The organism is Paenibacillus sp. J31R120 (assembly GCF_056269225.1).
Genome location: NZ_JBWDNN010000003.1, coordinates 236,967 through 263,639, shown reverse-complemented (window position 1 = coordinate 263,639; position 26,673 = coordinate 236,967). Strand labels below are relative to the sequence as shown.

Annotated in this window: 25 protein-coding genes; 24 read left to right on the top strand and 1 reads right to left on the bottom strand. The window is 49.2% G+C overall.

The genetic code is table 11. The annotated features are described in order from the left end of the window. The first annotated feature begins 26 nt into the window (after window positions 1–26). From AC0YNW_RS13560 to AC0YNW_RS13495, 14 genes are all read left to right on the top strand, one after another. Window positions 27–1,313, top strand: coding sequence for a phenylacetate--CoA ligase family protein (locus AC0YNW_RS13560; RefSeq protein WP_475832451.1), 1,287 nt, complete (start codon window positions 27–29; stop codon window positions 1,311–1,313). A gap of 21 nt (window positions 1,314–1,334) precedes the next feature. After that, a complete protein-coding gene (locus tag AC0YNW_RS13555; protein WP_475832450.1) occupies window positions 1,335–1,823 on the top strand; it encodes a hypothetical protein in 489 nt (162 codons plus the stop codon). Then, complete coding sequence (locus AC0YNW_RS13550) at window positions 1,807–3,564, top strand: ABC transporter ATP-binding protein (protein ID WP_475832449.1); 1,758 nt, start codon at window positions 1,807–1,809, stop codon at window positions 3,562–3,564. Before AC0YNW_RS13555 ends, AC0YNW_RS13550 begins: the two co-directional genes overlap by 17 nt. Next, a complete protein-coding gene (locus AC0YNW_RS13545) occupies window positions 3,561–5,321 on the top strand; it encodes an ABC transporter ATP-binding protein (RefSeq protein ID WP_475832448.1) in 1,761 nt (586 codons plus the stop codon). The genes AC0YNW_RS13550 and AC0YNW_RS13545 overlap by 4 nt, the downstream gene beginning before the upstream one ends. 3 nt (window positions 5,322–5,324) lie before the next feature. Next, window positions 5,325–6,356, top strand: coding sequence for an Ldh family oxidoreductase (locus AC0YNW_RS13540; protein WP_475832447.1), 1,032 nt, complete (start codon window positions 5,325–5,327; stop codon window positions 6,354–6,356). A 191-nt stretch (window positions 6,357–6,547) separates the two neighbouring features. Beyond that, the gene (locus AC0YNW_RS13535; RefSeq protein WP_475832446.1) at window positions 6,548–7,030 is read left to right on the top strand and encodes a hypothetical protein; all 483 of its coding nucleotides are present in this window, start codon (window positions 6,548–6,550) and stop codon (window positions 7,028–7,030) included. A 277-nt stretch (window positions 7,031–7,307) separates the two neighbouring features. Beyond that, entirely contained in the window at window positions 7,308–7,442 is a 135-nt protein-coding gene (locus AC0YNW_RS13530) for a hypothetical protein (protein WP_475832696.1), read from the top strand. Between the two features lie 12 nt (window positions 7,443–7,454). Continuing rightward, window positions 7,455–7,721, top strand: coding sequence for a glycosyltransferase family 2 protein (locus AC0YNW_RS13525; RefSeq protein ID WP_475832445.1), 267 nt, complete (start codon window positions 7,455–7,457; stop codon window positions 7,719–7,721). Window positions 7,722–7,737: 16 nt separating this feature from the next. Next, entirely contained in the window at window positions 7,738–9,360 is a 1,623-nt protein-coding gene (locus AC0YNW_RS13520; protein WP_475832444.1) for a discoidin domain-containing protein, read from the top strand. 43 nt (window positions 9,361–9,403) lie between these two features. Beyond that, window positions 9,404–10,126, top strand: coding sequence for a polysaccharide deacetylase family protein (locus AC0YNW_RS13515; RefSeq protein ID WP_475832443.1), 723 nt, complete (start codon window positions 9,404–9,406; stop codon window positions 10,124–10,126). Between the two features lie 485 nt (window positions 10,127–10,611). Beyond that, a complete protein-coding gene (locus tag AC0YNW_RS13510; protein ID WP_475832442.1) occupies window positions 10,612–10,986 on the top strand; it encodes a LysM peptidoglycan-binding domain-containing protein in 375 nt (124 codons plus the stop codon). Between the two features lie 179 nt (window positions 10,987–11,165). Beyond that, a complete protein-coding gene (locus tag AC0YNW_RS13505) occupies window positions 11,166–11,363 on the top strand; it encodes a DUF896 domain-containing protein (RefSeq protein ID WP_119799678.1) in 198 nt (65 codons plus the stop codon). Window positions 11,364–11,375: 12 nt separating this feature from the next. Next, window positions 11,376–11,882, top strand: a complete 507-nt coding sequence (locus tag AC0YNW_RS13500) for a hypothetical protein (protein ID WP_475832441.1) — start codon at window positions 11,376–11,378, stop codon at window positions 11,880–11,882. A gap of 27 nt (window positions 11,883–11,909) precedes the next feature. After that, window positions 11,910–12,698, top strand: coding sequence for an HAD family hydrolase (locus AC0YNW_RS13495; RefSeq protein WP_475832440.1), 789 nt, complete (start codon window positions 11,910–11,912; stop codon window positions 12,696–12,698). A gap of 119 nt (window positions 12,699–12,817) precedes the next feature. Here AC0YNW_RS13495 and AC0YNW_RS13490 read toward each other — a convergent pair whose 3' ends face one another. Then, window positions 12,818–13,357 carry a 1,2-dihydroxy-3-keto-5-methylthiopentene dioxygenase gene (locus AC0YNW_RS13490; RefSeq protein WP_475832439.1) on the bottom strand — a complete coding sequence of 180 codons (540 nt, stop codon included), beginning with the start codon at window positions 13,355–13,357 and terminating at the stop codon, window positions 12,818–12,820. A 201-nt stretch (window positions 13,358–13,558) separates the two neighbouring features. Between AC0YNW_RS13490 and metH the strand changes: the two genes are divergently transcribed. From metH to AC0YNW_RS13440, 10 genes are all read left to right on the top strand, one after another. Beyond that, window positions 13,559–16,939 (top strand): methionine synthase, encoded by a 3,381-nt coding sequence (metH, locus tag AC0YNW_RS13485; protein ID WP_475832695.1) that lies wholly within the window; start codon window positions 13,559–13,561, stop codon window positions 16,937–16,939. A 109-nt stretch (window positions 16,940–17,048) separates the two neighbouring features. Further along, window positions 17,049–17,987, top strand: coding sequence for a ribonuclease Z (gene rnz, locus AC0YNW_RS13480; RefSeq protein WP_475832438.1), 939 nt, complete (start codon window positions 17,049–17,051; stop codon window positions 17,985–17,987). A 140-nt stretch (window positions 17,988–18,127) separates the two neighbouring features. Then, window positions 18,128–20,410 carry a DEAD/DEAH box helicase gene (locus AC0YNW_RS13475; RefSeq protein WP_475832437.1) on the top strand — a complete coding sequence of 761 codons (2,283 nt, stop codon included), beginning with the start codon at window positions 18,128–18,130 and terminating at the stop codon, window positions 20,408–20,410. Then, window positions 20,407–21,717 (top strand): ribonuclease H-like domain-containing protein, encoded by a 1,311-nt coding sequence (locus tag AC0YNW_RS13470; protein WP_475832436.1) that lies wholly within the window; start codon window positions 20,407–20,409, stop codon window positions 21,715–21,717. The genes AC0YNW_RS13475 and AC0YNW_RS13470 overlap by 4 nt, the downstream gene beginning before the upstream one ends. Next, window positions 21,714–22,556 (top strand): TIGR01457 family HAD-type hydrolase, encoded by an 843-nt coding sequence (locus AC0YNW_RS13465; RefSeq protein ID WP_475832435.1) that lies wholly within the window; start codon window positions 21,714–21,716, stop codon window positions 22,554–22,556. The genes AC0YNW_RS13470 and AC0YNW_RS13465 overlap by 4 nt, the downstream gene beginning before the upstream one ends. After that, window positions 22,557–23,375, top strand: a complete 819-nt coding sequence (locus AC0YNW_RS13460; RefSeq protein ID WP_475832434.1) for an Fpg/Nei family DNA glycosylase — start codon at window positions 22,557–22,559, stop codon at window positions 23,373–23,375. 42 nt (window positions 23,376–23,417) lie between these two features. After that, entirely contained in the window at window positions 23,418–23,759 is a 342-nt protein-coding gene (locus tag AC0YNW_RS13455; RefSeq protein WP_475832433.1) for a cyclic-phosphate processing receiver domain-containing protein, read from the top strand. 50 nt (window positions 23,760–23,809) lie between these two features. Continuing rightward, the gene (locus AC0YNW_RS13450; RefSeq protein WP_475832432.1) at window positions 23,810–24,829 is read left to right on the top strand and encodes an SAM-dependent methyltransferase; all 1,020 of its coding nucleotides are present in this window, start codon (window positions 23,810–23,812) and stop codon (window positions 24,827–24,829) included. Window positions 24,830–24,999: 170 nt separating this feature from the next. Beyond that, window positions 25,000–26,346, top strand: a complete 1,347-nt coding sequence (locus tag AC0YNW_RS13445) for a serine/threonine protein kinase (RefSeq protein ID WP_475832431.1) — start codon at window positions 25,000–25,002, stop codon at window positions 26,344–26,346. Then, entirely contained in the window at window positions 26,334–26,621 is a 288-nt protein-coding gene (locus AC0YNW_RS13440; protein WP_475832430.1) for a hypothetical protein, read from the top strand. Before AC0YNW_RS13445 ends, AC0YNW_RS13440 begins: the two co-directional genes overlap by 13 nt. The last annotated feature ends 52 nt before the right edge of the window (window positions 26,622–26,673 follow it).

Below are 26,673 nucleotides of genomic sequence, written 5' to 3'. Positions count from 1 at the left end.
GTCTATGGAAAGCAGGTGGAACAAATATGAATAATACTGCCTTGCATGCGGAGGTTAATCCGTTATTTTTTGCAACCAAACAGAAGCAACTGTATGAAATGTATAAGCATTGTCTGGAAAGAGTGCCTTTTTATCGAGAAAGATGGGGCGACCCCGTTACGGAGGCGCAATTCGATTATGAGTATTTTTCAACTCACATCCCTATTCTGGAAAAAAACGATGTAAAAACGTATACCGATCTTTTGCTTTCAGATTCGTGTAATAAAGAAGAGCTTACGACAGATGTAACCAGCGGTACGGAAGGAAAACCTCTAATTTGTTATAAATCCAAGGATGAACGGATTCGCTGTTCTAATTCGCTATGGTTTAAGAGGCGGTCATGGGTACGCGATTTGTCGCCGAGAGACAGATTTGTTCGCTTCTACGCGTTCAGAACGGCCGAGGACCAATCGCTGGTGACCGACTCCGTCATATACAAAGGCAATGATTTGCATATTCCTCTGAATAATATGAGCAAGGAAAAATTGACGGAATATTGGTCGCATATTTTGTCGTTTCAACCCCGTTGGATGCATGGCCCGTCTACGGCTATTAGCAATATAGCCAGGCATGTGGCGGAAAATCGTCTGCCTTTTTGGCAGATGGAGCTGATCGAATTGAACGGGGAGTTTGTGACAGAGGAGCAAATGGCACTCATTCAGAAAGTTTTCAAGTGCAAGGTAGCCAACCATTACGGCTCAAGAGAATTCTGGGCGTTGGCGTTTAGCTGCAACGAAGGGCATAACCATATTATGGATCAGTCTGTGTTTATTGAGAATGTATATAATACGGAGTTGGCGGCCAATGAAATACTCGTTACCTCCTTAACGAATAAGGCATGGCCGCTTGTACGCTACAGGCTGGGAGACAGCGCCGAACTACGTTATGCCGAGAACTGCGCATGCGGATCAAAAGGCCGTTTTTTATTGGAGTTGCGCGGCGGAAGAAGGGCGGATTATTTTACTTTAAGCGGCGGACTTGTTATTAATGCCATATTGTTCTCAGGCATCTCCCGCGGGATCAGCAATCGAGAAGGAAACGCGTCCGTTTATCAATACCAGGTAATTAAAAAGAACGACTCTCTAATCAAAGTAAAATTATGCCTTTCACAAGCGGCTTTGAATCATTCCAATGAAGTGATAGTTCAATATAACCAAGAGCTTAGAAAAATAATCGGCGGCCATATTGATATCGAATACGAAGTGGTCGATATGATTTTGCCGGATTCGCAAACCGGAAAGTGCAAAGATTTTGTGGATTTGTCCATGAAATAAATTCAAGACGGGGGACAGAGTATGTTCAAGATCTCTATGCAGAAGTTATTTTCATTTTCTGTTAAGCTTCCCGGACTAACACTGCTCGTTGTCGCATTAATGACGGCTGTTGTATTTATAACGGTTAACGTTTCCTATACCGCTATCGTCTATTCCGGCCTCACGGGACAAGCTGTATACAACGAGGGAACAGAAGATGTGGCTATTGTCTTTGATGTGAAGCCCGCTATTGCCGGACAAATGCAGGTCGGTCAGGAAATATCCTGGCTGTACGAGGACGGGATTTGGGAAAATGCAGTCATAACCGCGATTGACATGGATACGTCAGTCATGGGGGCATTAGCTAAAGTTAGCGCTTTGCAGGAGAATCATAAAATAGACAACCGCTATCGGGATGCTTTCGCAAGCGTTCGTTCCGTTTCTGTCAAAATTGCGGCTGGCAAGGAAAAAGCGATTCATAAACTACTTGCTGGAACACAGGAGGAACGAATAAGTGGAAAATCGGTCTAAATGGTTTTTAACCAAACAAATATGGACGTTTGTCAAACCTTACAAGTGGACGTTCGTTAATTTGCTGATTTGCATTATTTTTACATCCTTTATTGGCATGCTGTACCCGTATATTTTCAAAATGCTAATAGACGAAGTGTTCTATAATCAGGATGCCTCTTTTTTTATCACGATCGTACTTGTTTACGGTGTAATCTTTGTTGGCGAACAATCCCTTCATTTTATTTTAAATATTACATGGTCTTACTTGTCTACTCGTTTTTTGTTTGATATACGGCGAAAAATGTTTCAAAAAATATTCCGTATGAAAGCTTCATTTTTAAATCGCGCCCAAGCGGGAGATTTGGCGGTGAACATTAATTACGATACCGAGCTTATTTTAAAGTATATTCACAGCAATATATTTGGCTCGTTCGCAGACATTATTCGTATTATTGCGGCGCTTTCTCTCGTTTGGATAATCAATTACAAGCTTGCATTATTAATGCTGGCCGTAGTACCGGCTTCCGTATTTCTCTCCAAATATTTTGCAGGCCGGTTAAAGAAATATGCGCAAAACGAAAGGGAAACTTACGGCAAGCATATTAGCTGGCTTTCCGAGATGATCGAGGGCATTCACGAAATTAAGCTGATGGCAGCAGAAAGGCCCGTCATCAAACGATTTATTAAAGGCTGGTCCAAGCTGACGAGAATCCGCATTGCGTCAAACCTGATTGAGGTTAGCGCGGAGCGAACGAATGCTTTTGTTTTGCTGGTCACTCATCTTGTGTTGTATGCAGTCTCCGGCATTCTGCTCATTAACGGGGAGCTCACCGTCGGCGGTTTTGTAGCCGTCATAGATTATTTTTATATATGCTCAAGCAGGCTGAAGGGCCTTAATGAAACGATTGTAAAAGTGCAGCGGAATATGGTTTCCATCAACAGAGTATTTAACCTGCTGCTGCATGATGCTGTAGAAAAAGAAGCCGATTCCGCCGATCGTATCGAGCTTGACGTTCCTCACGGCTTTATTGCAATTGATAACGTGACATTCGGTTATGACAGTCATCCCGTGTTAAAGGAGCTTTCACTTGCCATCAGGCCCGGGGAAAAGCTTGCGCTGGTCGGCAAAAGCGGCGCAGGGAAAAGCACCTTAGCCAACTTGCTGCTGCGCTTCTACGACCCTCAGGAGGGTTCTATTCAAATTGACGGCGTTCCGATCTGTGAAGCCTCGCTGCGCTCCCTGCGCAGAAATATCGGCATGGTCCAGCAGGATACGGTTCTGTTTGACGGGACGATCAGAAACAATTTGATGCTTGGCGGATCAAGCGGTACGGATCTAGAGCTGTGGGCAGCCTGCGACAAAGCCCATATAGGAGATTTTATACGCAAGCTTCCGAGTGGCCTTGATACGGTCGTAGGTACAGAAGGCGTCGACTTATCCGGGGGGCAGCGGCAGCGGCTTTCGATTGCACGCATTTTTCTTAAAAACCCGCAAATTATCATTTTTGATGAAGGAACATCCGCTTTGGACTATGAAACCGAGCAAATTATTCGACAATCCTTACATGAATTATGCAGCGGCAGAACAGCGATCATTATTGCGCATCGGCTCTCTACTATTATTCATTCCGACCGGGTGGCAGTTTTGCATGAAGGCCGGATAGCGGCTTGCGATCATCACTCCATTCTAATGAAAACCTCGGAGCATTATCAATCATTGTTCCATGAACAATTCAAGCGAGAGGGGGAAGCGGTATGAAGAAAACGATACAGGCAAGAAAATACGTCTTTATCAAACTGAAGGTACTGGTTCGTCGGCATACCGCCTCCCTTGTTTCGTTAGGCTTATGGAAAATCGTGCTGCTGCTGCTCGGGCTCGCTTCGCCGTTCCTGTTTAAAGTGTTGATTGATGATGTGATGATTGGCAAAAACGCAAGCCTTCTGGTGTGGGTATGTGCGGGATATATCGCTTTGTTTATGCTTGAAACCGGTGTGACGTTTATTCGGGCAAGGGCTAGCAATAAAACATTTGGAAAATTGCTATTCGACATCCGCAGACGGGTATTTTCTAATTATTTGGCGATGCCGCTTGATGTCTATCAGCAATATAATCAGGGCGATTTGAAAAACAGGGTAGATAAAGATGTCGAAGTGTTTGAAAAGTTTTTTAATCAGCAGATTATAGACTATATTTTTAACTGGCTAATGGTTCTTGTGGTGGGCAGCATTCTATTTGTATTAAACTGGAAGCTCGCTTTATTCGGATTTTTAATGGTCCCGCTGTCCTTTTGGATTACCAAATGGCTCGGCAAGGGGGTTTGGAAAAAATCAGATGCTTACCGCACCCTCTGGGGACGGTATGAAAGCTGGCTAAGAAAAAGCATACAAGGATGGAAAGAAATCAAAGCCTTAACAATTGAAAAAAAAGAAGCGCTTACGTTCACCAGTCATTGGCATCAACTGAGCAAGCTGTTTTTTTCCAGGCAGCTCTATATATGCGGGAATATGACCTTTGTATCTTTTAACAACTTTTTTGTTACACGAATGAACTTATATTTTATTGGCGGCCTGCTCATTTTCAACGGCGAGCTTTCGATTGGCGCGCTGCTTATTTTTATGAAGTTTTACGAGCAGTTTTTTGGCGCTATCGGCGGGATCAACCAGCTCGACCTTCAGTTAGGCGACGAGCTGCCGGCCATTGAACGTGTACTGGAGGTTGCGGAAATACAGAACAAAGAAGGCATGCCGCTGCGCAAGCAAGCGAACGTAACAGGCCGACTTGAATTTAATAACGTGTCTTTTAAATACGACAAGTCCGATCATTACGCCCTGCAGGAGGTGACCTTTCAGATTAATCCGGGAGAGCGCGTTGCCATTGTAGGAAGAAGCGGGGCCGGGAAAAGCTCGTTGATCAAGATGCTTTCGGGTCTTTATATTCCTCAGCAAGGTGTGGTCAAGCTGGATGGTATAGATCTGCAAGAATGGGCTCCTTCCTTACTGCATAAAGGAATTGGATTTGTGATGCAGGATTATAACCTGTTTAATTTAACGATTAAAGAAAACCTGTTGCTTGCCAAACCGTCAGCCACGGATGAAGAAATGAAAGAGGCCTGCCAATTGGCGTACATTCATGAATTTATCGAGGGGCTTCCGGAGGGATATGACACCTTAATCGGGGAGAAGGGCGTAGCGCTGTCCGGAGGACAAAAGCAGAGGCTGGCGATTGCCAGAGTGTTCCTGATGGACCCGCAAACGATCGTATTCGACGAGGCGACCTCCGCGCTTGACCAGGAATCCGAAGCGATGATTCATCGGGCTATAGAACAAATATCGCAGGACAAGACCGTCATTATTTTATCGCATCGACTGTCTTCTGTACTGATATCGGATAGGGTTATCGTCATTGACGAGGGGCAAATTGCAGGTGACGACCATCACCAAAGCCTGTTGGATGCCAATGCTGTCTTCGATGCCTTGTTTAAGGATCAATATCTTAAAACATATGTAAAGGGATAGATCATGAACAATCTAACTGATACGGACCCGCTTATCGCTATAGAAGTCGGCCGAATGCAACAATTATTGCTGGACATTATGTTGGAGCATGGGCTGGATCGGGAGGTTGCAGCCTGCGTAGCGGATATTTTGATCGATACCGAGTTGAGAGGCCATGGGTCCCATGGCGTCAATCAGCTTCCTATCCTTATCGAAAAAATAAAAAAAGGAGTCTTGTCCGGAGCCAGCGGTTTCGACATTGTAGCCGATCAAGGCGCTGTCAGTGTAATAGATGGCTTGTCCCGCATAGGTTATTATGTTGCCAGGAAGGCGATGGAGCATGGGATTGACAAGGCCAAAACGTATGGAATCAGCATGGTAACCGTAAAAAATTCATCCCATTTCGGATCGGCCGGCTATTATTCGGCTATGGCAATAAACGAAGGGCTTGTAGGCATGAGTATGTCCAACACGCGAGCGCTGGTGGCGTCGGCAGAGGGCGGGAAACCAATAGTCGGCACGAATCCCATCTGTGTGGGTTTTCCAAAAGGCGCTGACGCGCATGACCGATTTTTGATGGATATGTCAACCAGCGTCGTTTCCTACAATACCATTAGGCAGTATGCAAGCAGAAATGAGCCGATCCCGGCTGGCTGGGGAGTCGACAGATACGGCGAACATACGACCGATCCGCATGAAATTTTAAATGGGGGGGCGCTGCTGCCGCTGGGCGGCAGCCCCCAAAACGGAGGATACAAAGGTTTTTATATGTCGGTTATGGTGGAGTTGTTCAGCGCTCTCTTGTCAGGAGGACTTACAAGCGTGGAAATGGGCCGAGAAGGCAGCGGAAGCTGCCATGCCTTTATTGTCATTAATCCTGAATTTTTTACCGGCCGAACGGAATTTGTAAACCACAGCTCCAAAATGTTCAGCTTATTTCAGGAAGAGTGTGACGCTCTTTATATACCGGGCAGCAAAAAACATGAGGCCTGCAGGGAGATACGGATTTCAGGGAAATTATGGGATAGCTTATTGTCCCACCACACTGGAAATTAAAAGTTCAATTAATTGGCGGGGAAACAATGAAATATTCCAGAGAGCTAATACCGTATAACGAGTTTTGGATGAATTGCATATTGAATTCGGCCTATTCCATCGCTACGAATGTTGATCCCAGCTATGCCTGCGCGGCCTTAGTCAATTTATTATATTGGCTGCCTTAAAATATCGCATGGAATAGATTTCATATGAGCCATTATGCAATCGTTAACGGATTTGATCCTCAAACCAACCTGTATTCTGTCCTGGATGACGATACGGACGGCTCTGGAGTTCATTGGATACCGGAGGAAAGAGTGATCAAGGCTCTTACCCATTCGTGGGCGATGACCAATGGTTCTGCGCGGCGGCCGCATGCCTATATTGTGGAAATTCAGGACAATCCTGATGCTTATGTATTGGATATGTTGGAAGTGATTCATCATGCCAAGCGTTTGGAAGAAGAGTTGGCTGGGTTTTCTTTTGAGGACCTATGGAACTTTAAGTGCGAACATAAAACGGCGATGGATGACTATATAAGAATCTCCTTAATCGGCATTCATATCATCGAGAGCAGACATATCGGCAATGAACTGCTCTTTAACAAGCTTTTTGAGATGAAGTTAATGGATGAAGCCGTCTTTTTAACGTTCAAAAAAATCTCAAGAAAATCAGATTGGGCTGGAAGATGATAAAGTAACTATTTATAAGCAAACTGGTGTCGGATGAGAAGGATATGGATGTTCAGCCAGTGCGGGATAAATCAGAGGAATTGCTGAAGCTCGAAAGAGATATGTGGTCGACCGTGGGATGCAGCGCGTAAAAGATTCGCAAATTTATGGGGAAGGGACTATGACTATGGAAGAGCCGGTATTACAAAGAGTAAACGATATATTTTTGAAGTATGGAGTGTCTGTTGCCGAAGCCGAAAAGGATCAAAGCATGGATGAGGTATAAGGCGTCGATTCTATCTCTTACGTTCAAATATTGAATGCTATTGCAAAAGAGCTCAGTTTTATAATAACAGATTCGGACTTGCTTGCCGGGAAGCTTGCTACATTTAACGATATTGTAAAATACATTGACGAAAAGCAAAGAGAGTAGGGTGAATAGGAAATGAATCCCATTATATCCGTAATTATTCCCACATACAACCGTCTTGTCGGCTTGAAATATACTCTTAATTCCTTGGTTGAACAGGATATGCACAAGGTTGAATATGAAGTACTGGTTTGCAATGACGGCTCAAGCGAAGATATAAAGCTGTACCTGCTTCATAAATATCAAACGAGAGCCGTGGAATTATGGACGCAAGTGGATGACGATGTGAAACTGAATCAAATACTTCTGGAAGAACAGAAAAACATACCTTTCAGTTCGTAGGAAGGGGTCGATCGCGATGGAAATGGTTTTCAAAAATTTATCGCTTAATTATTTGGACTGCCGAACGATACAAGTCATTAACCACTTGAAAAGCATTGACATGCCGATTGATTATTATGGCTACAAAGCGCTTGAAAGCAGCGATAACGTTTTTCACGAAGTCATGCATCTTAGAAAACGAAAGTGGTTCTATCCGGCGAATGTTTTAATGGAAGCAGACATGACGGATCTTGGTTTAAAGCCGATTAAAGTCCCATTTCATCAATTCGCGGATGTAAAAGACAAGATGCTGGAGCTGTTGCGCAATAATAAAGCCGTTTTTATTTGGGTGAATGCCGGCTATGTATTGCATAATCCGAACATGGAGGCATCGTCTAAGCATTCTATGGCCATCACCGGCTTTATTCCTGAGAGCCCTGCTTATCGAATACAGGACATGCCTCATTATGCAGAAGTGTTTTACGAATACGATGATTTGGCGAAGATGTGCGACCGTTTGGTATCGCCTCAAAAATATTTGGTTTATTTTGAAACGTCAACTGACTTGGATGTAAAAAAATTAACCGGAAAATTAAAGGCGTTTATCGAGCATTACAAGGATGACTTCAGCTTATTTGATTATATGGCAGGACTTCTCCGCAGCGACGGAAAAGTCGGCAGCGAAATGAGCGAAGCATCCTCTTATTTAGACGATGCATGGAGTATTATGGCGGGTTCCAGGTTTTTATTTGCCAATAGCTTGTTGAAATATGGATGTAATAAGAAGTATCACGATCTGTTTTTGGCAATTTCTAAACAAATCGAAATATTAAAGTTGACTTCTATGAAGGCTGCGGTTAAAAAAACGTATGACTATAAAAAAATGACGGATTTGATCCTGAAAATAAAAAGGATGGAACAGGATGCGCTTTACTTGCTGAAAACAGGCATGATCCATAACGAGCCAATAATATTGTCGGTCGAAGCCAGTTCAAGGTTCAAGCTGGGACGTCCTGGGAAGCCGATGCTGCTGGGTTCAAACCGGACGAATATGAAAATTGCATGGGACGAATCGGAAGACAGCACATGGGTCGCTTCCTATGAAATTCTGAAAAACGGGGAGCATGCAGGCGACTCCAAGCTGCCGCAATGCACAATAAGCCAGGTAGAGCAGGACCAAACATATGCTATAGCCGTTAGAGCCAGAGATGTGTTTGGAAATGTAAGCGAGCCTAGCCTGGTAAGCCATATGGCCATTCAACAAAATCAAAATCGGAATCTGGCGTTGTATAAGCCGGTTTTTACTTCCTCCGAGGAAAGTGCCATATTTTGTAAAGAACATATTGCCGATGGTCTGGAGGATACGAGATGGAGCAGCGTGTTTGACGAAGCCATATCCTGGATCTATATTGACCTTGGCTATGAAGCGGTCTTCTCCGCTGTCAATCTAAGCTGGGAAGCCGCCTATGCCAGAACCTATACCATCCAAAGCTCGAATGACGCAAAGCAGTGGGCAACTGTTTATAGAAGCGCCGATGGTCAAGGGGGAGTGGAGAAAGTGGCTGATCTCCAAGGAAAAGGCCGGTATATCCGAATCGTTTGCGAGGAAAAGGCCACACCTTTTGGCTATTCTCTCTGGAACGTGGCTGTTTTTGAATAAATGATGTTTGTCGCAGAGAAGCGTTCAGGATGGTGAGAAGAGGATGCATTCTATCGTTTACGATTATATTGAATTATGCAAAGAACCTGGATTTAACGGCATTAACGATCGCCGAATCATTCAAGATCTCGAATTGCCCGAAAGTGAGGCCCCTTGCGTTTGCCTTACTTTTGACGATGGCCCGACAAGCGATTACACTCCGCAAATCCTCGATATATTGAAGGAGCATGAAGCCAGGGCCACTTTTTTTATTTTCGGAAAATTTGCCGTGGAGCACCCGGAAATGATACGCCGGATAGTCAGCGAAAAACATGAACTTGGCAATCATACGTTTTCTCATCCATACCTGACTTCACTCGATGCTGCAGCTATTCAGCAAGAAATTGTGGAGGCGGAGAAGGCGATTCAAGCTGCAGCGAACTACAGATGCAAATCGTTTAGACCGCCTTATGGAGTATTCAGCCCTGAGACGATAGATTTGGTAGAAAAGTTGAACTATACCTTTGCATTATGGTCGAGGCATGTGCAAGCTTTTGATTGGGAATTGCCTGGAGTGGATAAAATGACGGATGAAATTTTAACAAATGTAAAAAACGGCTCTATCATTTTATTGCATGATGCGGGAGGAAATAGAGAGCAGACGGTAAAAACGGTAGAGCAGATTGTTCCTATTTTAAAAAGCCGGAGCTACCGTTTTATTACTTTAAACGAATTGCTTGAGCGAAACGTATGTGATCATGAATCGGATCATAACATTGGAGCTTGAAGCGCCCGAACAGATTGCAGGTCAGCAACTTTGGATGAAGAGCAATCTCATTGGCGGTAAAGGATTGTGTCGGGATACGGTGAATTGTGATTCCCAAAAGTGAACCGAACATAGCGAACTTCTTGTGTATTCAACAGTTCCTGCGTTCACTCGGCGATCGGGAGCACACTGTAGAGTTGCTTGTATTGCTTGCCTGAGTGAAGCATGGCGTAGACCAGCAATCGCGATTGTCTTCATATACAAGAAAGGGGTGATAGCTCTAGCACCCTCGCTTATGGCTCTTGACACCAACAGCCGCGCCTTGTTGATGACCATAAACGGTTAGTTTTTTATTTGGCAGATGTGAATGGACTAATCCAATAATATGTAGGTTCCTATTTCATTTTCATTGAATAAAATCAGAAGCGGATGTTCGCATTTTTATGTTGACTGGAACGTTTGTTCGTGTTAATCTAAAAACAGAACAAATGTTTGGGGTGCTGATTATGATGATAATGAATCCTTCTTCATACCGTTCCATCCACTTGGAACCTGACACATCCAAGAATACGACATACATGAGCGTAATTAGCGGCTGGATGAAGTCTTATGGCTTGCGGATCGTTGTGAGCTTACTGATCGCTCTGCTGCTCTTTACAAGCTTTTTGCTAATGGGAACGAAGGCATCTGGCACGATGGAGCCATCGGGTCAGGAACTGGTGGTGACAGTGGGAAGCGGCGACTCCTTGTGGTCGATTGCCAGCCGATATGCAGAGAGGCATGACGATGTAGGTTATCTTGTCTATACCATTAAGAATCGCAACAATTTGACTGACACATTGATTATTCCGGGACAACAGCTGATCATTCCGGATCTATAATAGAAGATAGTGCAAGAAGCGCTGCAACCTTTGGGTTATAGCGCTCTTTTTTTGTCTCATTTTCTGGTATACTAGTAGAGTTGAGTTCAAATGGAGTCATTCCTGTAACCTTGATTCATGCAATGCGTAATGTCATGGTAGGGAATGAGATGTTTACAGCTAGAGGGGAGTTGAGACACATGGATATCGATAAATTGATCGCACGTATTAACGAGCTTTCCCGTAAAAACAAAACGGTAGGCTTAACGGACGAGGAAACGAAGGAACGCGACGAATTGAGGCAGCGTTATTTGAACAACTTCAAAAGCAACTTCAAGCAGCAGCTCGATTCGATTAAATACGTCGAAGACGAAGAGGACAACAACATTAAGCATTAGGGGGTACCAGCCTTGTCAAGGTCATGGGAACGCAAAGTACGTAAAAACATGAGCAAGGTTAATCAGGTCCGCAAGAAAAGTGGCGGAGCACCGGTCGTATTCAACGCCGAGAAAAAGGATCGTTACTCGGGACGCAACTATGTATTTCCGATCTTGCTGTTGATTTTTGTCGGTTTGTACAGCTTTGTGATGCAAGGCGACCCCAAGTTTGAGGCGACCACCATGTATTGGGTTACCGTAGCCTGCTATATTATTTTGGCGGCGTTGTTTTTCCTGCGGAAGCCTTATTTAACGATCGGCAAGGATTATGTCCAGTCGCGCCGCTTCACAGGTGACAAGCGCCTGAATGTTGCTGACATTAAAGGCATTCGCGTGCAAGACGGATACGTCACGATTATGCCTCAGAAGGGCGCCAGCTGGACGTATTCTCGTTTGCTGAACCGCTTCAAAACCGAAGAAATGGCCGAGAAGCTTAAGGCGTTTGCAGCTGCGCACAATATAGCGTTCGACGAAAAATAATTGATTCATGGGGGAGTAGAGACCATCATGTCCAAACAGGCGGTATTATTTGATCTGGATGACACGTTACTGTGGGATGACCGCAGCGTAAAGGAAGCGTTCGAGGCCACTTGCAGAGCGGGAGCGGAGGCTGCGGGCGTTGATATCGTCGAGCTTGAAGCGGCTGTCCGCAAGGAAGCAAGAGAGCTGTACGAATCGTACGAGACTTTTCCGTTTACGAAAATGATTGGAATTAACCCGTTTGAAGGGTTGTGGGCGAACTTCGCGGAAGGCGAGCAGGAGGAATTCCGCAAGCTTCAGCAGCTTGCGCCGAATTACCGCAGAGAAGCTTGGACACGCGGACTTAAGGCGCTGGGTGTCGACGACCCCGAGCTTGGGGCTAAGCTGGCGGAGCAATTCCCGGCAGAGAGACGCAAGCGTCCAATCGTCTACGACGAAACGTTCGCTGTCCTCGACAAGCTGAAGGGCAAATATAAGCTGCTGCTGCTTACCAATGGTTCTCCTGATCTTCAGAAGGAGAAACTGGACGGTGTGCCGGCACTTATTCCTTACTTCGATCATATTATCATCTCAGGGCAGTTCGGCGAGGGCAAGCCGGCTGCGTCCATCTTCAAGCATGCGCTGGAGAAGCTCGGCATCGAACCCGATCATGGCATCATGGTGGGAGACAAGCTGACGACGGATATCCTGGGCGCGAACACAATTGGCATGACGTCTGTCTGGATCAATCGCCATGGCATGGTGCGTAACGATGAGATCGTACCTACGTATGAAATCGCCAACCTGGAAGAACTGCTCCAGATTCTGGAGCAATAAGAGCAATAATCCGAATACGTTATAACTTGATACGCAATCATTCCTTCTAGAAATAAAAACAAGCCCCTTGCTCGGCCTGTTCAGCCGGGAGGGGCTTGCTTCTTTATTCCAATACAGTCTTACTTCGTGAACGCTGGGTCCGCGAATGGGTGGGCAATCCAGCCCTCCGTCTCGATAAAGAGGCGAACGGCTACGATTTGGCGATTTTCCATAAGCGTGAAGAAATGCGCTTTATGCTCCGGTACGGAGATAACGTCGCCTGCTTCCAGCTCAACGTCGAAGTAGCCGACATCGTCTGTTCCTTTAATAATGAAGATTCCGCGTCCTGCTGTAATGGCACGAACTTCATCTTCTGTGTGCGTGTGGACATTCTCGAATTTCTTCAGCAGCTCGTCAAGATTAGGAGTTGCGTCGGACAGGGAGATGATGTCCCAAGTTCTGTAACCGCGACGTGCGGCAAGGTCGTTAATTTCGGCTTCATACGTTTTTAGAATTGCAGCTTTCTCTTCATCGGACAGCACAAATTTATCTTGTAGCTCCTCGGTTAGCTTGCTTGGATCCCAATGCTCGTACAGCACCTCTTGGCTGTCCAGAAAAGCGCGAACGTTTTCTTCTCCTTTAATCCGTTCCTCTGTATTGCGAATGCGAATTTCAGCCATACCATTCCCTCTTTTCCAATAGAAATTAAATGATATAATGATTATAATTCAAATCAAAGCGATTGTCGATGGAAGTTCCTTTTCAGTATAAGGTGATTCTGTTAAACTATTTGGTAATGATTTTGGGAAGGGTGTAGCACATTGTCGAGACAGAAATTAGAACAATTGCTCAAGGAGCGTATCCTCATTCTGGATGGCGCAATGGGCACCATGATTCAGCAAGCGAATTTGACAGAAGACGATTTCGGTGGCGCAGAGCTGGATGGCTGTAACGAAATGCTCGTGCTGACGAGACCTGATGTCATTTCATTAATACATGAGCAATACCTGGAAGCAGGGGCCGATATTCTGGAGACCAATACGTTTGGCGCTACCAGTGTGGTTCTGGCCGATTACGACATCCCGGAGAAGGCGCGCGAGATTAATCTGGCGGCTGCCAAGCTGGCGCGCGAAGCGGCTGACAAATACAGCACGCCCGAGAAGCCCAGATTTGTAGCGGGCGCGCTTGGCCCGACGACCAAGACATTGTCTGTAACGGGCGGCGTAACGTTCGACGAGCTGGTCGACAGCTACTATGAACAAGCGGTGGCGCTCATCGAAGCGGATGTAGACGCGCTTTTGCTTGAGACATCCCAAGACACCCTGAACGTGAAAGCCGGCAGCATAGGCATTCGCAATGCCTTCGAGACGCTCGGTCGTGAATTGCCGATCATGATTTCCGGCACGATTGAGCCGATGGGGACGACGCTTGCCGGCCAGTCGATTGAATCCTTCTATATTTCACTCGAGCACTTGAAACCGATCTCTATTGGTCTGAACTGTGCGACGGGTCCCGAATTTATGCGCGATCATATTCGGACGCTTAGCGACATTGCGAGCGCAGCAGTAAGCTGCTATCCGAATGCAGGCTTGCCGGATGAGAACGGCAACTATCATGAATCGCCGGAATCTCTTGCGATGAAGATGGCTGCATTTGCAGAGCAAGGCTGGCTGAACATTGCGGGCGGCTGCTGCGGCACAACGCCTGAGCATATCCGTGCAATGTCAGAAACGATGGCGAAGTTTGCCCCTAGAACGAAGCTTGGTGAGCATTCCGACGCAGTCTCCGGCATCGATACTGTATTTATCGAAGCGGATAATCGTCCTATTATGATTGGTGAGCGAACCAATATCTCCGGATCACGCAAGTTCAAGCGGCTTATTAAGGAAGAGAAGTTCGACGAAGCATCCGAGATCGCCAGATCACAGGTAAAAGGCGGGGCGCATGTCATTGACATCAACCTGCAGGATACCGATATTGACGAGGCGTATGCGGTGCATAACTTCCTGCCGCAAGTCGCGAAGAAGATCAAAGCACCGCTCATGCTCGATTCCACCTATGATCATATTATTGAGCTGGGCCTAAAATATTCGCAAGGCAAGGCGATTATTAACTCCATCAACCTGGAGGATGGCGAATCGAAGTTTGAAAAAATCATTCCGTTGATCCACCGCTATGGCGCTGCAGTCGTCATGATCCTGATCGATGAGCGGGGCCAGGCTGTATCTCGCGAAGCGAAGCTGGAAGTGGCGGACCGCTCCTACAACTTGCTGGTGGAGAAATACGGTCTTAATCCGGCGGATATTATTTTCGACCCGAACATGTTCCCGGTCGGCTCCGGCGATCCGCAATATATCGGTTCGGCGGTCGAGACGCTGGAAGGCATTCGCATGATCAAGGAGAAGTATCCGAAGACGAAGACAATTCTGGGTCTCAGCAACATCTCCTTCGGCTTGCCGGATGCGGGACGCGAGGTGCTTAACTCGGTCTACCTGTATCATGCGACCAAAGCGGGATTGGATTATGCGATCGTCAATACGGAGAAGCTGGAGAGGTACGCTTCCATTCCAGAGGAAGAGCGCAAGCTGGCTGAAGAGTTAATCTACAACACGAATGACGATACGCTTGCCGCGTTTGTCGCCGCCTTCCGCCATAAAAAGGTTGAGAAGAAAGAGAAGATTTCAAACCTGACACTGGAGGAGCGTTTGGGCTCGTACGTCGTGGAAGGAACGAAGGAAGGCTTGATCCCGGATCTGGACGAAGCGCTTAAGAAATACGCGCCGCTTGAAGTTATTAACGGACCGCTCATGAGAGGGATGGAAGAGGTCGGCCGGCTGTTCAACAATAACGAGCTGATCGTAGCAGAGGTTCTGCAGAGTGCAGAAGTGATGAAGGCATCCGTGACCCATCTGGAGCAGTTCATGGAGAAGTCGGAATCGTCGGTCAAGGGCAAGATCATTCTGGCGACGGTCAAAGGCGACGTGCATGATATCGGCAAAAACCTGGTCGAGATCATCCTCTCCAACAACGGTTATAAAATCATTAATCTCGGCATTAAGGTACCGCCTGAGCAATTGATCGAAGCGTATCGCAACGAAAAGGCGGATGCGATCGGATTATCCGGGCTGCTCGTGAAATCAGCACAGCAAATGGTCATTACAGCGCAAGACTTGCGGACTGCTGGCATTGATGCTCCGATTCTCGTCGGCGGCGCTGCACTTACGCGGAAATTCACCAAGACAAGAATTGGCCCGGAGTATGACGGTCTTGTACTGTATGCGAAGGATGCGATGGACGGACTGGATATTGCCAATAAGCTAATGGACCCTGCGCATCGGGAGAAGCTGGAGGAAGAGCTTGCAGCGTTCAAGGCCGCAGGGGCAGCATTGGAAGAAGAAGTGAAGCCTATGCCACAGCTGACGCGCGCCGTCCGCTCCAAGATTGATCCCAATGCCCCCGTATTCGCGCCGCCGGATTTGGAACGTCACATTATGAGAGATGTGCCTATTCCTCATATTGTGCCTTACGTCAATATGCAGATGCTGCTGGGCCATCACCTTGGGCTGAAGGGCACAGTTGAGAAGCTGCTTGCCGAGGGCAATGAGAAGGCGCTGCATTTGAAGGAAACCGTGGATGACATCTTGAAGGAAGGCAGTGCAGAGGGGTATTTGAAAGCCAACGCTATGTATCGCTTCTTCCCGGCTCAATCTTCAGGCAATGATGTTATCATCTATGACCCTGAGCAGCCTGGCAAGGAGATCAAGCGATTCACCTTCCCTCGTCAGCATGTGGAGCCTTATCTCTGCTTGGCGGACTTCTTGAAGTCGGTCGACAGTGGTGTGATGGATTATGTGGGCTTCCTCGTCGTAACAGCGGGACAGGGCATTCGCGATCTGGCCAACGATTGGAAGGACAAAGGCGACTATTTACGCTCCCATGCCCTTCAATCCGTTGCGCTGGAGGTGGCGGAAGGCTTGGCTGAGCGTATCCATCACCGGATGCGTGATCTATGCGGCTATCCTGATCCGCCGGAGATGACGATGAAGCAGCGCCACGGAGCGCGATATAAGGGCATTCGAGTATCCTTCGGCTATCCGGCCTGTCCGAATCTGGAGGATCAAGGCCCGCTCTTCGAGCTGATGAAGCCGGAAGATATTGGCGTAGAGCTGACTGAAGGTTTTATGATGGAACCGGAAGCATCCGTATCTGCGATGGTATTCGCCCATCCGGAAGCGCAATACTTCAACGTCGAGAAGGTATAACCTGATCAAGTACGAGCCTTTCGTATTCGGATTCCGCAATCCGAGGGCGAAGGGCTCCTTTCTCATTAAAGATCGGTCTATAAAATGCGAATAAAGCGAGGGCTGAACGATGAAAATGTGGTTTCTGGGTACAGGGGCCGGAAGGCCGAACAAGCATCGCAATGTAACTGCCATCGCGCTTCAGCTGCCTGAGCCGGAGACGGGGTGGTGGCTGTTCGATTGCGGAGAAGCGACGCAGCATCAGCTGATGCGTGTGCCGCTTAAGCTGAGCAAGCTGGAGAAGATCTTTATAACTCATCTTCATGGGGACCATCTGTACGGACTGCCGGGGTTGCTTAGCAGCAGATCGTTCGACGGCGGCGTGACGCCGCTGACCATGTTTGGACCAATCGGGCTAAAGTCTTATATAGACACCGTCTTTTCGCTAACGGCGACTGTACTGGATTACGAGCTCATCATACATGAGCTGGAGGAGCAGCAGGCGTTCATCTATGAGGATGGCCGTTTCCGGGTGGAGACAGGTCCACTTGTCCATCGCGTGCCTTGTCTTGGTTACCGGGTGGAGGAGCGCGATACGCCGGGACCGCTCATGGCCGATAAATTGCGCGCGCTGGGTGTTAAATCCGGGCCGCTGTTCGGTAAGCTTAAGGCCGGACACCCGATTACGCTGGAGGATGGCACGATCATTACGCCCGATGCCGTTACCGACGGTGTTCTGAGAGGCAGAATCGTAACGGTGCTTGGAGATACAAGCCCTTGCGAGATGGCAGAAAGACTCAGCCTTCATGCCGATCTCATTGTGCACGAGGCGACCTTCGCCGCAGGACTGGAAGAGAAGGCGCATGAATTCGGCCATTGCACAACGGTAGAGGCAGCACAGACAGCGCTTAAAGCCGGGGCCAAAAAGGTCGCCATGACGCATTTCAGCGGCAGATATAGCAATGAAGAGCTGTCTAAGCTCGTAGAGGAAGCTGTAGCTGTATTCCCGCATGTGATTGCCGCTACCGACCTTAGCATGGTGGAGATTCCACGTGTGCATGAGCGGTGAGGCCAGCGGAAAGGCCAACGTCCTGAAAATGACATTGCCGAGCGAACATGTATTCTGTACAATAAAGATCGAATCTACAAATAAACGATCTTGATCATCTACATAGAAGACAAGCTAGGCTGGGCAGAGGAGTGAAGGCAATGAATCGATGGACGGGGAGAGCGGCGAATCTGGAGGAATGGCTCGGGCAGCTTAAGGCAAACGAGTCAGTCATGGAAAACGTGACGCATTGGCGCACCTTGCCTCCGCGTGAGGCGAAGTTCGCGCCGCTGCCGGATGATCTGCATCCCGCATGGCGGGAAGCGCTCAGGAAGCGCGGAATCGAGAAGCTCTATTCTCATCAAGCGGCTGCGTACGAGGCAGTAGGAAGAGGCAGTCATGTCGTCGCCGTGACACCGACAGCTTCAGGCAAGACGTTATGCTACAACTTGCCGGTCGTGCAGAGCCTGCTCCAGCAGGAGGAAGGCCGAGCGCTCTACTTATTCCCTACGAAGGCGCTTGCTCAGGATCAGGTGGCGGAGCTGCAAGTGCTGGCTGACCTGATGGACAGCGGGATCAAAACCCATACCTATGACGGAGATACGCCTCCGACGGTACGATCGGCAATCCGCAACAGCGGCCATATTGTCGTCACGAACCCTGATATGCTGCACTCCGCGATTCTGCCCCATCATACCAAGTGGGTCAAGCTGTTTGAGAATATCAAATATATTGTGATTGACGAGGTGCATGCCTACCGCGGCATATTTGGCAGCCACGTTGCCAACGTGATTCGGCGTCTGAAGCGGATCTGCCGATTCTATGGCTCGAATCCGCAGTTCATATGCGCATCCGCAACCATTGATAATCCGAAAGAGCATGCGGAGCGATTGATCGGCGAGCGAGTCGAGCTTGTGGACAATAATGGCGCGCCAATGGGCGAAAAGCATTTTGTGCTTTACAATCCGCCCGTTGTCAACAAACAGCTTGGCATTCGCCGCAGCAGCGTGCTGGAGACGCAGAAGCTTGCGGCTATGCTGCTGAAGCAAGGCGTACAGACGATTGTATTCGCCAGAAGCCGCGTGCGAGTCGAGCTGCTGCTTACTTACTTGCAAGAGCTCATCCGCGATAAGCTGGACGGCAAGACGATTAGAGGATATCGTGGCGGTTACTTGCCTAAGCTGCGGCGCGAGATTGAGAAGGGGCTTCGGACGGGAGAAATCCGCGGCGTAGTCAGCACGAACGCGCTGGAGCTGGGGATTGATATCGGTCAGCTGCAAGCCTGCGTTCTGAATGGCTATCCAGGCACCATCGCAAGCACCTGGCAGCAATCTGGCCGAGCTGGACGGAGGATGGAAAGCTCAGTAACATTCCTGGTGGCGAGCAGCAACCCCTTGGATCAATACATGATCCAGAATCCGGATTTTTTCTTCGCTCATCCGCCCGAGCGGGCGCTGATCCATCCGGACAATTTGCTCGTGCTGATCGATCATGTCAAGTGTGCGGCCTATGAGCTGCCGTTCCGCGAGGGAGAGGCGTTCGGGTCGGAATCGCTTGCGGATATGATGGAATTTCTGGTGGAGGAGAAGGTGCTCCACAAGGCGGGCGACCGCTGGTTCTGGATGGAGCAATCATTCCCCGCGCACAATATTTCACTTCGTTCCGCTGCGCAGGAGAACTTTGTTATCGTCGACATGACCAATGACAACCGGGTGCTTGGTGAAGTGGATCGCTTCAGTGCGCCTACGCTTATTCATGAGGAAGCCATCTACATACATGAAGGCGTTCAGTTCCAGGTCGAGAAGCTCGATTACCCGGAGAAAAAAGCATTCGTGCGCCAGGTAGATGTTGACTATTATACGGATGCCAATCTGGCGGTCGAGCTGAAAGTTCTTCATGTAGACAAGGAGAAGCAAACCGGCGACCTGCTCCGGCAATACGGTGAAGTAACGGTTAATGCCAAAGCGACGATCTTCAAAAAAATTCGTCTGCGCACCCATGAGAATATCGGATCGGGTCCGATCCATCTCCCGGAGGAGGAGCTGCATACGAGCGGCTATTGGTTCTCGTTCAGCGAAGAAGCGGCGGCGCGCAAGAGCAAAAACGAAATGCAATTCGCTCTGCTCGGCATTGCGAATGTGCTGGTCCATATCGCGCCGCTCTATCTGATGTGTGATCCGTTCGACATACGCGTCGTACCACAGGTGAAGGCGGTGCATACGCAGCGTCCGACAATCTACTTCTACGATCGTTACCCCGGCGGCGTCGGCCTAAGCGAGCGTTTGTACGAGGTGCATGATGAATTGCTCAACCATGCCAAGTCGATGATCATATCCTGCGGCTGTCTCAGCGGCTGTCCCGCTTGCGTCGGCCCGATCGAAGAGGTAGGGCTGCTAGGCAAGCAGCAAGCGCTGGAGCTGCTCCAGGAAGCAGGAGCGCTATGAGCGGCCTGCGTGACCGGATGAACCGGTTAAGGGCCACGTCAGGGGAAACAAGGACTATGGATGACGATGCGACAGTTCCCGTCCAAACATCGCCTGTTCCGATTGAGGTAGATGACGGGGAGCAGCTGCATCCGGGCTGGTCTGCTTTCGGGGTGGGCCTTCGCCACAATGAAGCTGGCTCTTATTTGATTAGAAGAACGGTCTATCCGCTTGATCATCGCCATGGTACACATGCCGTCGGCGAACTGAGGGAGGCGGCCTCCGGCTTGTCATCCTTCCACCCCAATGCTGGCGAACCAGCGCCCGATTCCATCCTTTATCTGGATTTGGAGACGACGGGGCTAGGCGTCGGAACGGGGAATGTTCCGTTTATGGTCGGGATCGGCTATATGAGCGGCGACTCTTTCATCATTGAACAGACACTGATCCGACATCCCGCCGAGGAGTTTGCCATGCTGTCGGATTTGCAGAAAAAGCTTCGCAATTATACGTATCTCGCCACATATAATGGTAAAACTTTCGATTGGCCGCTGGTGCAGAATCGCATGATCATGAATGCGATCAGGTTTGCGGATTATGCTCCGCTTCATCTTGATTTCTTACATCCTTCGCGCTCGATATGGCGGAATACGCTCGCTTCGTGCAAGCTTAGTCATATTGAAGAGGAGCGGCTTGGCATTACCCGAACGAATGACGTACCTGGCTCCCTGGCCCCGCAGCTTTATTTTCAATATTTGGCAGATGGGGACCCGGCTCCGCTGGAGGGTGTATTCCGTCATAATGAAAGCGATCTCTTGTCGCTCGCTTGCTTGTCGATCCGTTTCGGCTGGCTGCTTCAGGAACAGATCTTCAGACGAATTCCGTACCCGACGGAAGCAGAAGAATTAGTCCGTACCGGGTTATGGCTGAATCGCATGGGATTGGGCGGATTGCCGGAGATCTTGTTCGAGCGGGCCATGCAGCATGAGGGGGCTGCTCCGTCATCGCTTCTCATGCTGGCAGCAAGCGATAAGAAGGCTGGAAATTGGGGGCGGGCTGTGTTATTGTGGCAGAAAGCCATTGTGCAAGCTGGAGCCCAGTCGCATGAGGATGTGATTGATGCCTGTATTGAGCTTGCGATGTATTATGAACACCGTACGAAGGATCTGGAATCGGCGCTGGCTTTTGCCCTGCGAGCTCTGGAGAGGCATGAGCGGCTTACGCTCTTCGGACAGCGCAATCGCAAGCATCAGTCGGAGCAGGACAGCCTTCGCAATCGGGCAGCCAGGCTGCGGCGCAAGCAAGGCAGAAGAGGGATGGAATCATGAGTAAATCGAACGACCGCTTGCGCGGACTGTTAATCGATCTGGACGGGACGCTGTATCAGGGTTCCAGTCGAATCGATGGGGCGGATCGCCTTATCGCATATATTAATGAGGTTAAATTACCTTATCAATACGTAACGAACAATTCATCAGTATCGGCGGAAGAGGTAGCCGAACGATTGTCGGCGATGGGCATACCCGCGCAGGCTTCGGATGTATGCACCTCCGCTCAAGCTGCTGCGGGCTATATTGCCGATCAGGCACCAGGAGCTTCCGTCTTCGTGATTGGGGAGAGCGGCTTGCGAAGCTCGCTTCAGGAAGCCGGCTGCCGCTTGACGGAAGACGAACAGCCTGACTATGTCGTACAAGGAATTGACCGGACCATGAGCTATGAGCGAATGGCCAGAGCGGTTCGATACATACGGGCTGGCGCGATATATGTGATGACCAATCCCGATCTGCTGCTTCCCTCCGCTGACGGGCTTATTCCGGGAGCTGGTTCCATTGGGGCTATGCTGCAGGCGGCGAGCGGGGAGAGACCCGTAGTCATCGGCAAGCCTTCGTCCATTCTGATGGACTATTCATTAAGGCGGCTTGGTGTTCCACATTCGGAAACCTGGGTCATTGGGGACAATATAGCGACGGATATAGCAGCTGGTCATGCCGCAGGATGCAAGGCAGTACTAGTCCTTACGGGCTTGACTCATAGCGATAATTTGGAACAATACGCGGCAGCTGCCGGTTGCAGGCCAGACCGAATATGCAATACTTTGGATGATTTGAGATACGAAATTGCAAGCAATCTAAGTGCAAACAGCATGTGCAGGGAGGATAAAGCCTAGATGCAGGAACTGCCGGAGTTGGAGATCTACCGGGCTATACTTGCTGAACGTTATGCAGGCGCCCAAATAACAGCAATGACCATCCATCAGCATGGTATGGATGAGGCCGCTCAGACAGAGCTCAGCGGTCATGTAGTGGGGACGACCATCTGGTTCGTCGAACGGAGAGCGCAGCATCTTGTTTTCCATCTGGACAATGGCAAGCGGCTTCTTATGAAAATCTCTAGTGATGCTTATGTTTATTGCGGAACCGGCGACAGGGAGCAGGATGCGAAAGCTTCCTTGACCATTTCCCTTGGGGAGCGTTATGTAACCTTCTACGGCCTGCAAGCGGAGGACATCAAGCTGATGTCTGTAAAAGGGCTGGAGGAGTATATGAAAGGGCGCGGCATCGACCCGCTAGACAAACGGCTGACGCTATCTCGCTTCGTGGAGCGCTTCGCCAAGAAGAGAAGCACGCTCAGGACAGCGCTGTTGGATGAAGGGCTGATCTCCGGGATCGGTCCGGTCTATGCGGATGAAATCGCCTTCGCGGCAAGGATTCGTCCCGATGCGAAGCTTCAATCGCTGGATGCCGAAGCATGGGAGAGACTGTATCAAGCGATGGGCAGCGTGCTCCGCGATGCAATCTCCCATGGCGGCGCCGGAGAGAAGCCGTTATTTGAAGGTGATTTGCTGACGGGCGGATTCGCCGAGCGCTTCCAGGTCTACAAGCGTGAAGGCCAGGCCTGTGCAAGATGCGGAGGAACGGTTCAGAAGCTGACAGCAGGCAACCGGAAAGCGTTCGCTTGTACGGGATGTCAGGAAATAACTGAATAATGCTGTATTTATTATCGTGAGCAAATCGGATGGAGGGTCTGAATGATCCACGTATATCTGGATGACTTCCGCAAATGTCCTCAAGGATTCGTGCTTGCCAAGACAGCAGAAGAATGCAATCTGCTCATCGACGGAGAGTCAATCGATATCCTGTCATTGGACTACGACTTAGGCTGGGGCCAACCTACAGGGTATGAAGTCGTGCATCACCTGATTCAATCCGGCAAATATCCACGTCGCATTTATTTGCATACGTCCAGCGCTCCTGGAAAGCAGCAGATGTATCATGCGCTTACAGAGCATGTGCCTGAGGATGTTCAGTTATTTGGCGGCCCCATGCCACAGTGGCTGCTGGACGAAATATCAGAGGCATCGCGTCGTTAGCGCTTAAGATACTGCTACTATTACATCATAATGAAAGAGGCTTAGCTATCGTGAGTCAATGGATCGGAACAGCGAATCAAACCTATGCTCCTTATGCAATGGAGGAGCTTCGAAGACTAATTCCGGGGGCAAGCTTCACTCAGCTTGCCGCAGGAGAGGTGTTCCTTATGAATTGCGCCATGGAGCAAGCTGAAGCTCTCGCGGCTATTCATCGGGACGAGCCTATCTTCCTCCGTCATATCCAACCGGTCGACCGGATCATGGATATTGATGGGAGCGCGTCTGATTTGCAGGGCTTAGCGGACATGATCCGCAACGCCCGTCTTGCCTTTGAAGAGAAGCGGACCGCTGTACATATTCGTAGAAATGCAAATACATCCTTCCATTATACGGCTTCCGATACAAAGGCGCTGCTTGATGCAGTTCTGGAGGAGTTGGATGCGGAGCCTGTTGTACAGCAGCCGGAGATGATTATTTCCGTATATGCGGCAGGGGACAAGCTGTATGTCGGCTTCGCCACACCGGAAGACATGCTGTCGGATTGGCCGGGGGGAGCCGTACGGTTCCAGCGCGAAGAGGGACAGGTATCCAGAGCCAAGTTCAAGCTGCTTGAAGCGGAGAGAGCATTCGGGTTGCAGTACATGGATTACCGGCAAGCGCTGGATGTCGGAGCGGCGCCGGGCGGCTGGACTTCCCTGCTGCTGGAACGCGGACTGCGTGTTACGGCCATTGATCCCGCTGATATGCATCCGTCCCTGCTGGCAAGCCCGGCGCTCACGCATATCAAGCGCAATGCGTCCGAAGCCAAGCTTCCCAAGCGCGCATTTGATCTGCTCGTCTGCGATATGAGCTGGAGTCCAATGCTGATGAGCAAGCTTGTACTGGATTTAAAGGGCGCGCTGGCTCCCGAAGCAACAGCGATCGTAACCGTGAAGCTGATGCACCGTAAGCCGCTGCAGACCATAAGGGAAGTGAAAGAGCGGCTAGGCACGGCGTTTACCGTACTGAAGGCCAAGCAGCTCTTCCACAATAGAGAAGAGATTACCTTGCATCTTCGCATCAAGGAGTAGCTAGGGCGGCGATCGCGTCACCGTGGTACTATTCGCAAGGATCGCAACTATGTTATAATGATGGCATTATCAACCATATAAGAAATGGGAAAGCATCCCGAAAAACACCTGCCGTGCGCAGGTGATTTCGTGATGCTTTTTTTCGTTTGGGAGAAGAAGGAGACTGACAGATGATGAACAATCAAGCAGGAAGCGAACTTTTGAGGAATGGAACAATTGTCGGAGACCGTTACCGTGTCATTCGCGTCATTGGACAAGGAGGCATGGGAGTCGTCTACGCGGTAGAGGATCTGAAGCTTGAAGGCACTGTGCGCGCGATGAAAATAACATCAGGCAGCACCGGGTCAGGCATCTACTCGGAAGAAGCCCATACGCTAATGAAACTGAGTCATCCCTACTTGCCGCTCATAACCGACTATTTCCCGCCGCTGGATGGGACGGGTAGGGAAGTGCTGATCATGGATTATGTGGATGGCAATACGATTGCCAGTATGCTGAATCAATCCATGAGCGGCTTTACGTTTCCTGAGCTGATTCATATCGGTCTGCAGTTATGCTCGGCGCTGGTCTACCTGCATACACGTCCATCTGCTATTATACATCGCGACTTGAAGCCGTCTAATGTGATGATTGACCGTAAAGGCAACATTAAGCTGATCGATTTCGGCATATCGAGAAGATATAAGGAAGGACAGTACGGCGATACGGTGAAGCTCGGCACGCTTGGTTTTGCAGCACCGGAGCAGCGGGACGGGAGGCAAAGTGACGCTCGGACGGACATCTATGGTCTTGGTGCGTTACTGTATTACATCGTATCAAACGGCGTCCGGATGTACGACGGTGAATCCAGTGGTTACCGGTCGATCATCCCCCAATTGCCAAAGGATTACCCTGCATCGTTCGGTACGGTGCTGGAGAGAATGCTGCAGCTCAATCCGGTGCATCGCTACCAGACTATGCAGGAAGTGGAACAAGCATTAAAAGCCTTTACTTCTCAGGCTGTGCTGAAGGATGACGGTCCCAAACGCTGGGATACGCATATGAACAGCCTGAAGCCGGCGCTTGTCAGCGTCATCTCCATGTCGCCTGGGGCGGGGGCTACCATGCTGTCCATCACCTTATCCATGATGCTCGGACGGCGAGGCTGCTCCGTGACGGCTGCGGAATATTACGGCGTGCAGCCGGAGTGGATCGAATTGCTGCCCGCAAGATCCAAGAAGGACCCCAACGAGGAAGATGGGATGATCAGCTATACGGAGTTTTATAATCGAAGAAAGAGGGATAGCAATGCGATCCACTGGTGCGTGGTCCCGTCGCATCATTTGTCGCAGAACGGACATGACTCCAGATTGTTTGAGCAAAAGCTGAGACAGTTTGGCAGCGAGATCAACATCATTGATTTCTCCAGCAAATGGCATGAGCCCGATGCGCTATATTGGCTGATGGAATCGATGCACGTCATTGCCGTCGCGATCCCTTTATCGCGAAGTGGCAAGTTGATCATGTGCAGCGGCTGATTGAGCTTGGAGAGAAGCTGAAGGACAGCGGCGGCACGCTGCATTGGGTTGCCAACAAAGATGTGCGGTTCCGTGCCAGGACGGAATGGCTGTCGCTCTTCCCGGGACGTCCGGTATGCGCGATTCCGCTGTTGCCGCAGGATGCGGTATTAAATGCATTGTGGAGCAATAAGTGGATGACGGAAAATACGGTGCTGGACTATCGGTTAGGCAAGGCCATGACTCCGCTATGCGACAAGCTGACCCAGCATCTGGACCAAAACGGGAATAGCTAGTTCTCTTGCAATTGGACATATCCTTCTTTATGATGATAATATTGTTGGGATT

Bases quoted from the DNA above. Each gene is read 5' to 3' on its own strand.
- AC0YNW_RS13560 (WP_475832451.1), top strand. From the start codon at position 27: ATGAATAATACTGCCTTGCATGCGGAGGTTAATCCGTTATTTTTTGCA.
- AC0YNW_RS13555 (WP_475832450.1), top strand. From the start codon at position 1,335: ATGTTCAAGATCTCTATGCAGAAGTTATTTTCATTTTCTGTTAAGCTT.
- AC0YNW_RS13545 (WP_475832448.1), top strand. From the start codon at position 3,561: ATGAAGAAAACGATACAGGCAAGAAAATACGTCTTTATCAAACTGAAG.
- AC0YNW_RS13540 (WP_475832447.1), top strand. From the start codon at position 5,325: ATGAACAATCTAACTGATACGGACCCGCTTATCGCTATAGAAGTCGGC.
- AC0YNW_RS13535 (WP_475832446.1), top strand. From the start codon at position 6,548: ATGAGCCATTATGCAATCGTTAACGGATTTGATCCTCAAACCAACCTG.
- AC0YNW_RS13525 (WP_475832445.1), top strand. From the start codon at position 7,455: ATGAATCCCATTATATCCGTAATTATTCCCACATACAACCGTCTTGTC.
- AC0YNW_RS13520 (WP_475832444.1), top strand. From the start codon at position 7,738: ATGGAAATGGTTTTCAAAAATTTATCGCTTAATTATTTGGACTGCCGA.
- AC0YNW_RS13515 (WP_475832443.1), top strand. From the start codon at position 9,404: ATGCATTCTATCGTTTACGATTATATTGAATTATGCAAAGAACCTGGA.
- AC0YNW_RS13510 (WP_475832442.1), top strand. From the start codon at position 10,612: ATGATGATAATGAATCCTTCTTCATACCGTTCCATCCACTTGGAACCT.
- AC0YNW_RS13505 (WP_119799678.1), top strand. From the start codon at position 11,166: ATGGATATCGATAAATTGATCGCACGTATTAACGAGCTTTCCCGTAAA.
- AC0YNW_RS13495 (WP_475832440.1), top strand. From the start codon at position 11,910: ATGTCCAAACAGGCGGTATTATTTGATCTGGATGACACGTTACTGTGG.
- AC0YNW_RS13490 (WP_475832439.1), bottom strand. From the start codon at position 13,357: ATGGCTGAAATTCGCATTCGCAATACAGAGGAACGGATTAAAGGAGAA.
- metH (WP_475832695.1), top strand. From the start codon at position 13,559: ATGGGCACCATGATTCAGCAAGCGAATTTGACAGAAGACGATTTCGGT.
- rnz (WP_475832438.1), top strand. From the start codon at position 17,049: ATGAAAATGTGGTTTCTGGGTACAGGGGCCGGAAGGCCGAACAAGCAT.
- AC0YNW_RS13475 (WP_475832437.1), top strand. From the start codon at position 18,128: ATGAATCGATGGACGGGGAGAGCGGCGAATCTGGAGGAATGGCTCGGG.
- AC0YNW_RS13470 (WP_475832436.1), top strand. From the start codon at position 20,407: ATGAGCGGCCTGCGTGACCGGATGAACCGGTTAAGGGCCACGTCAGGG.
- AC0YNW_RS13465 (WP_475832435.1), top strand. From the start codon at position 21,714: ATGAGTAAATCGAACGACCGCTTGCGCGGACTGTTAATCGATCTGGAC.
- AC0YNW_RS13460 (WP_475832434.1), top strand. From the start codon at position 22,557: ATGCAGGAACTGCCGGAGTTGGAGATCTACCGGGCTATACTTGCTGAA.
- AC0YNW_RS13455 (WP_475832433.1), top strand. From the start codon at position 23,418: ATGATCCACGTATATCTGGATGACTTCCGCAAATGTCCTCAAGGATTC.
- AC0YNW_RS13445 (WP_475832431.1), top strand. From the start codon at position 25,000: ATGATGAACAATCAAGCAGGAAGCGAACTTTTGAGGAATGGAACAATT.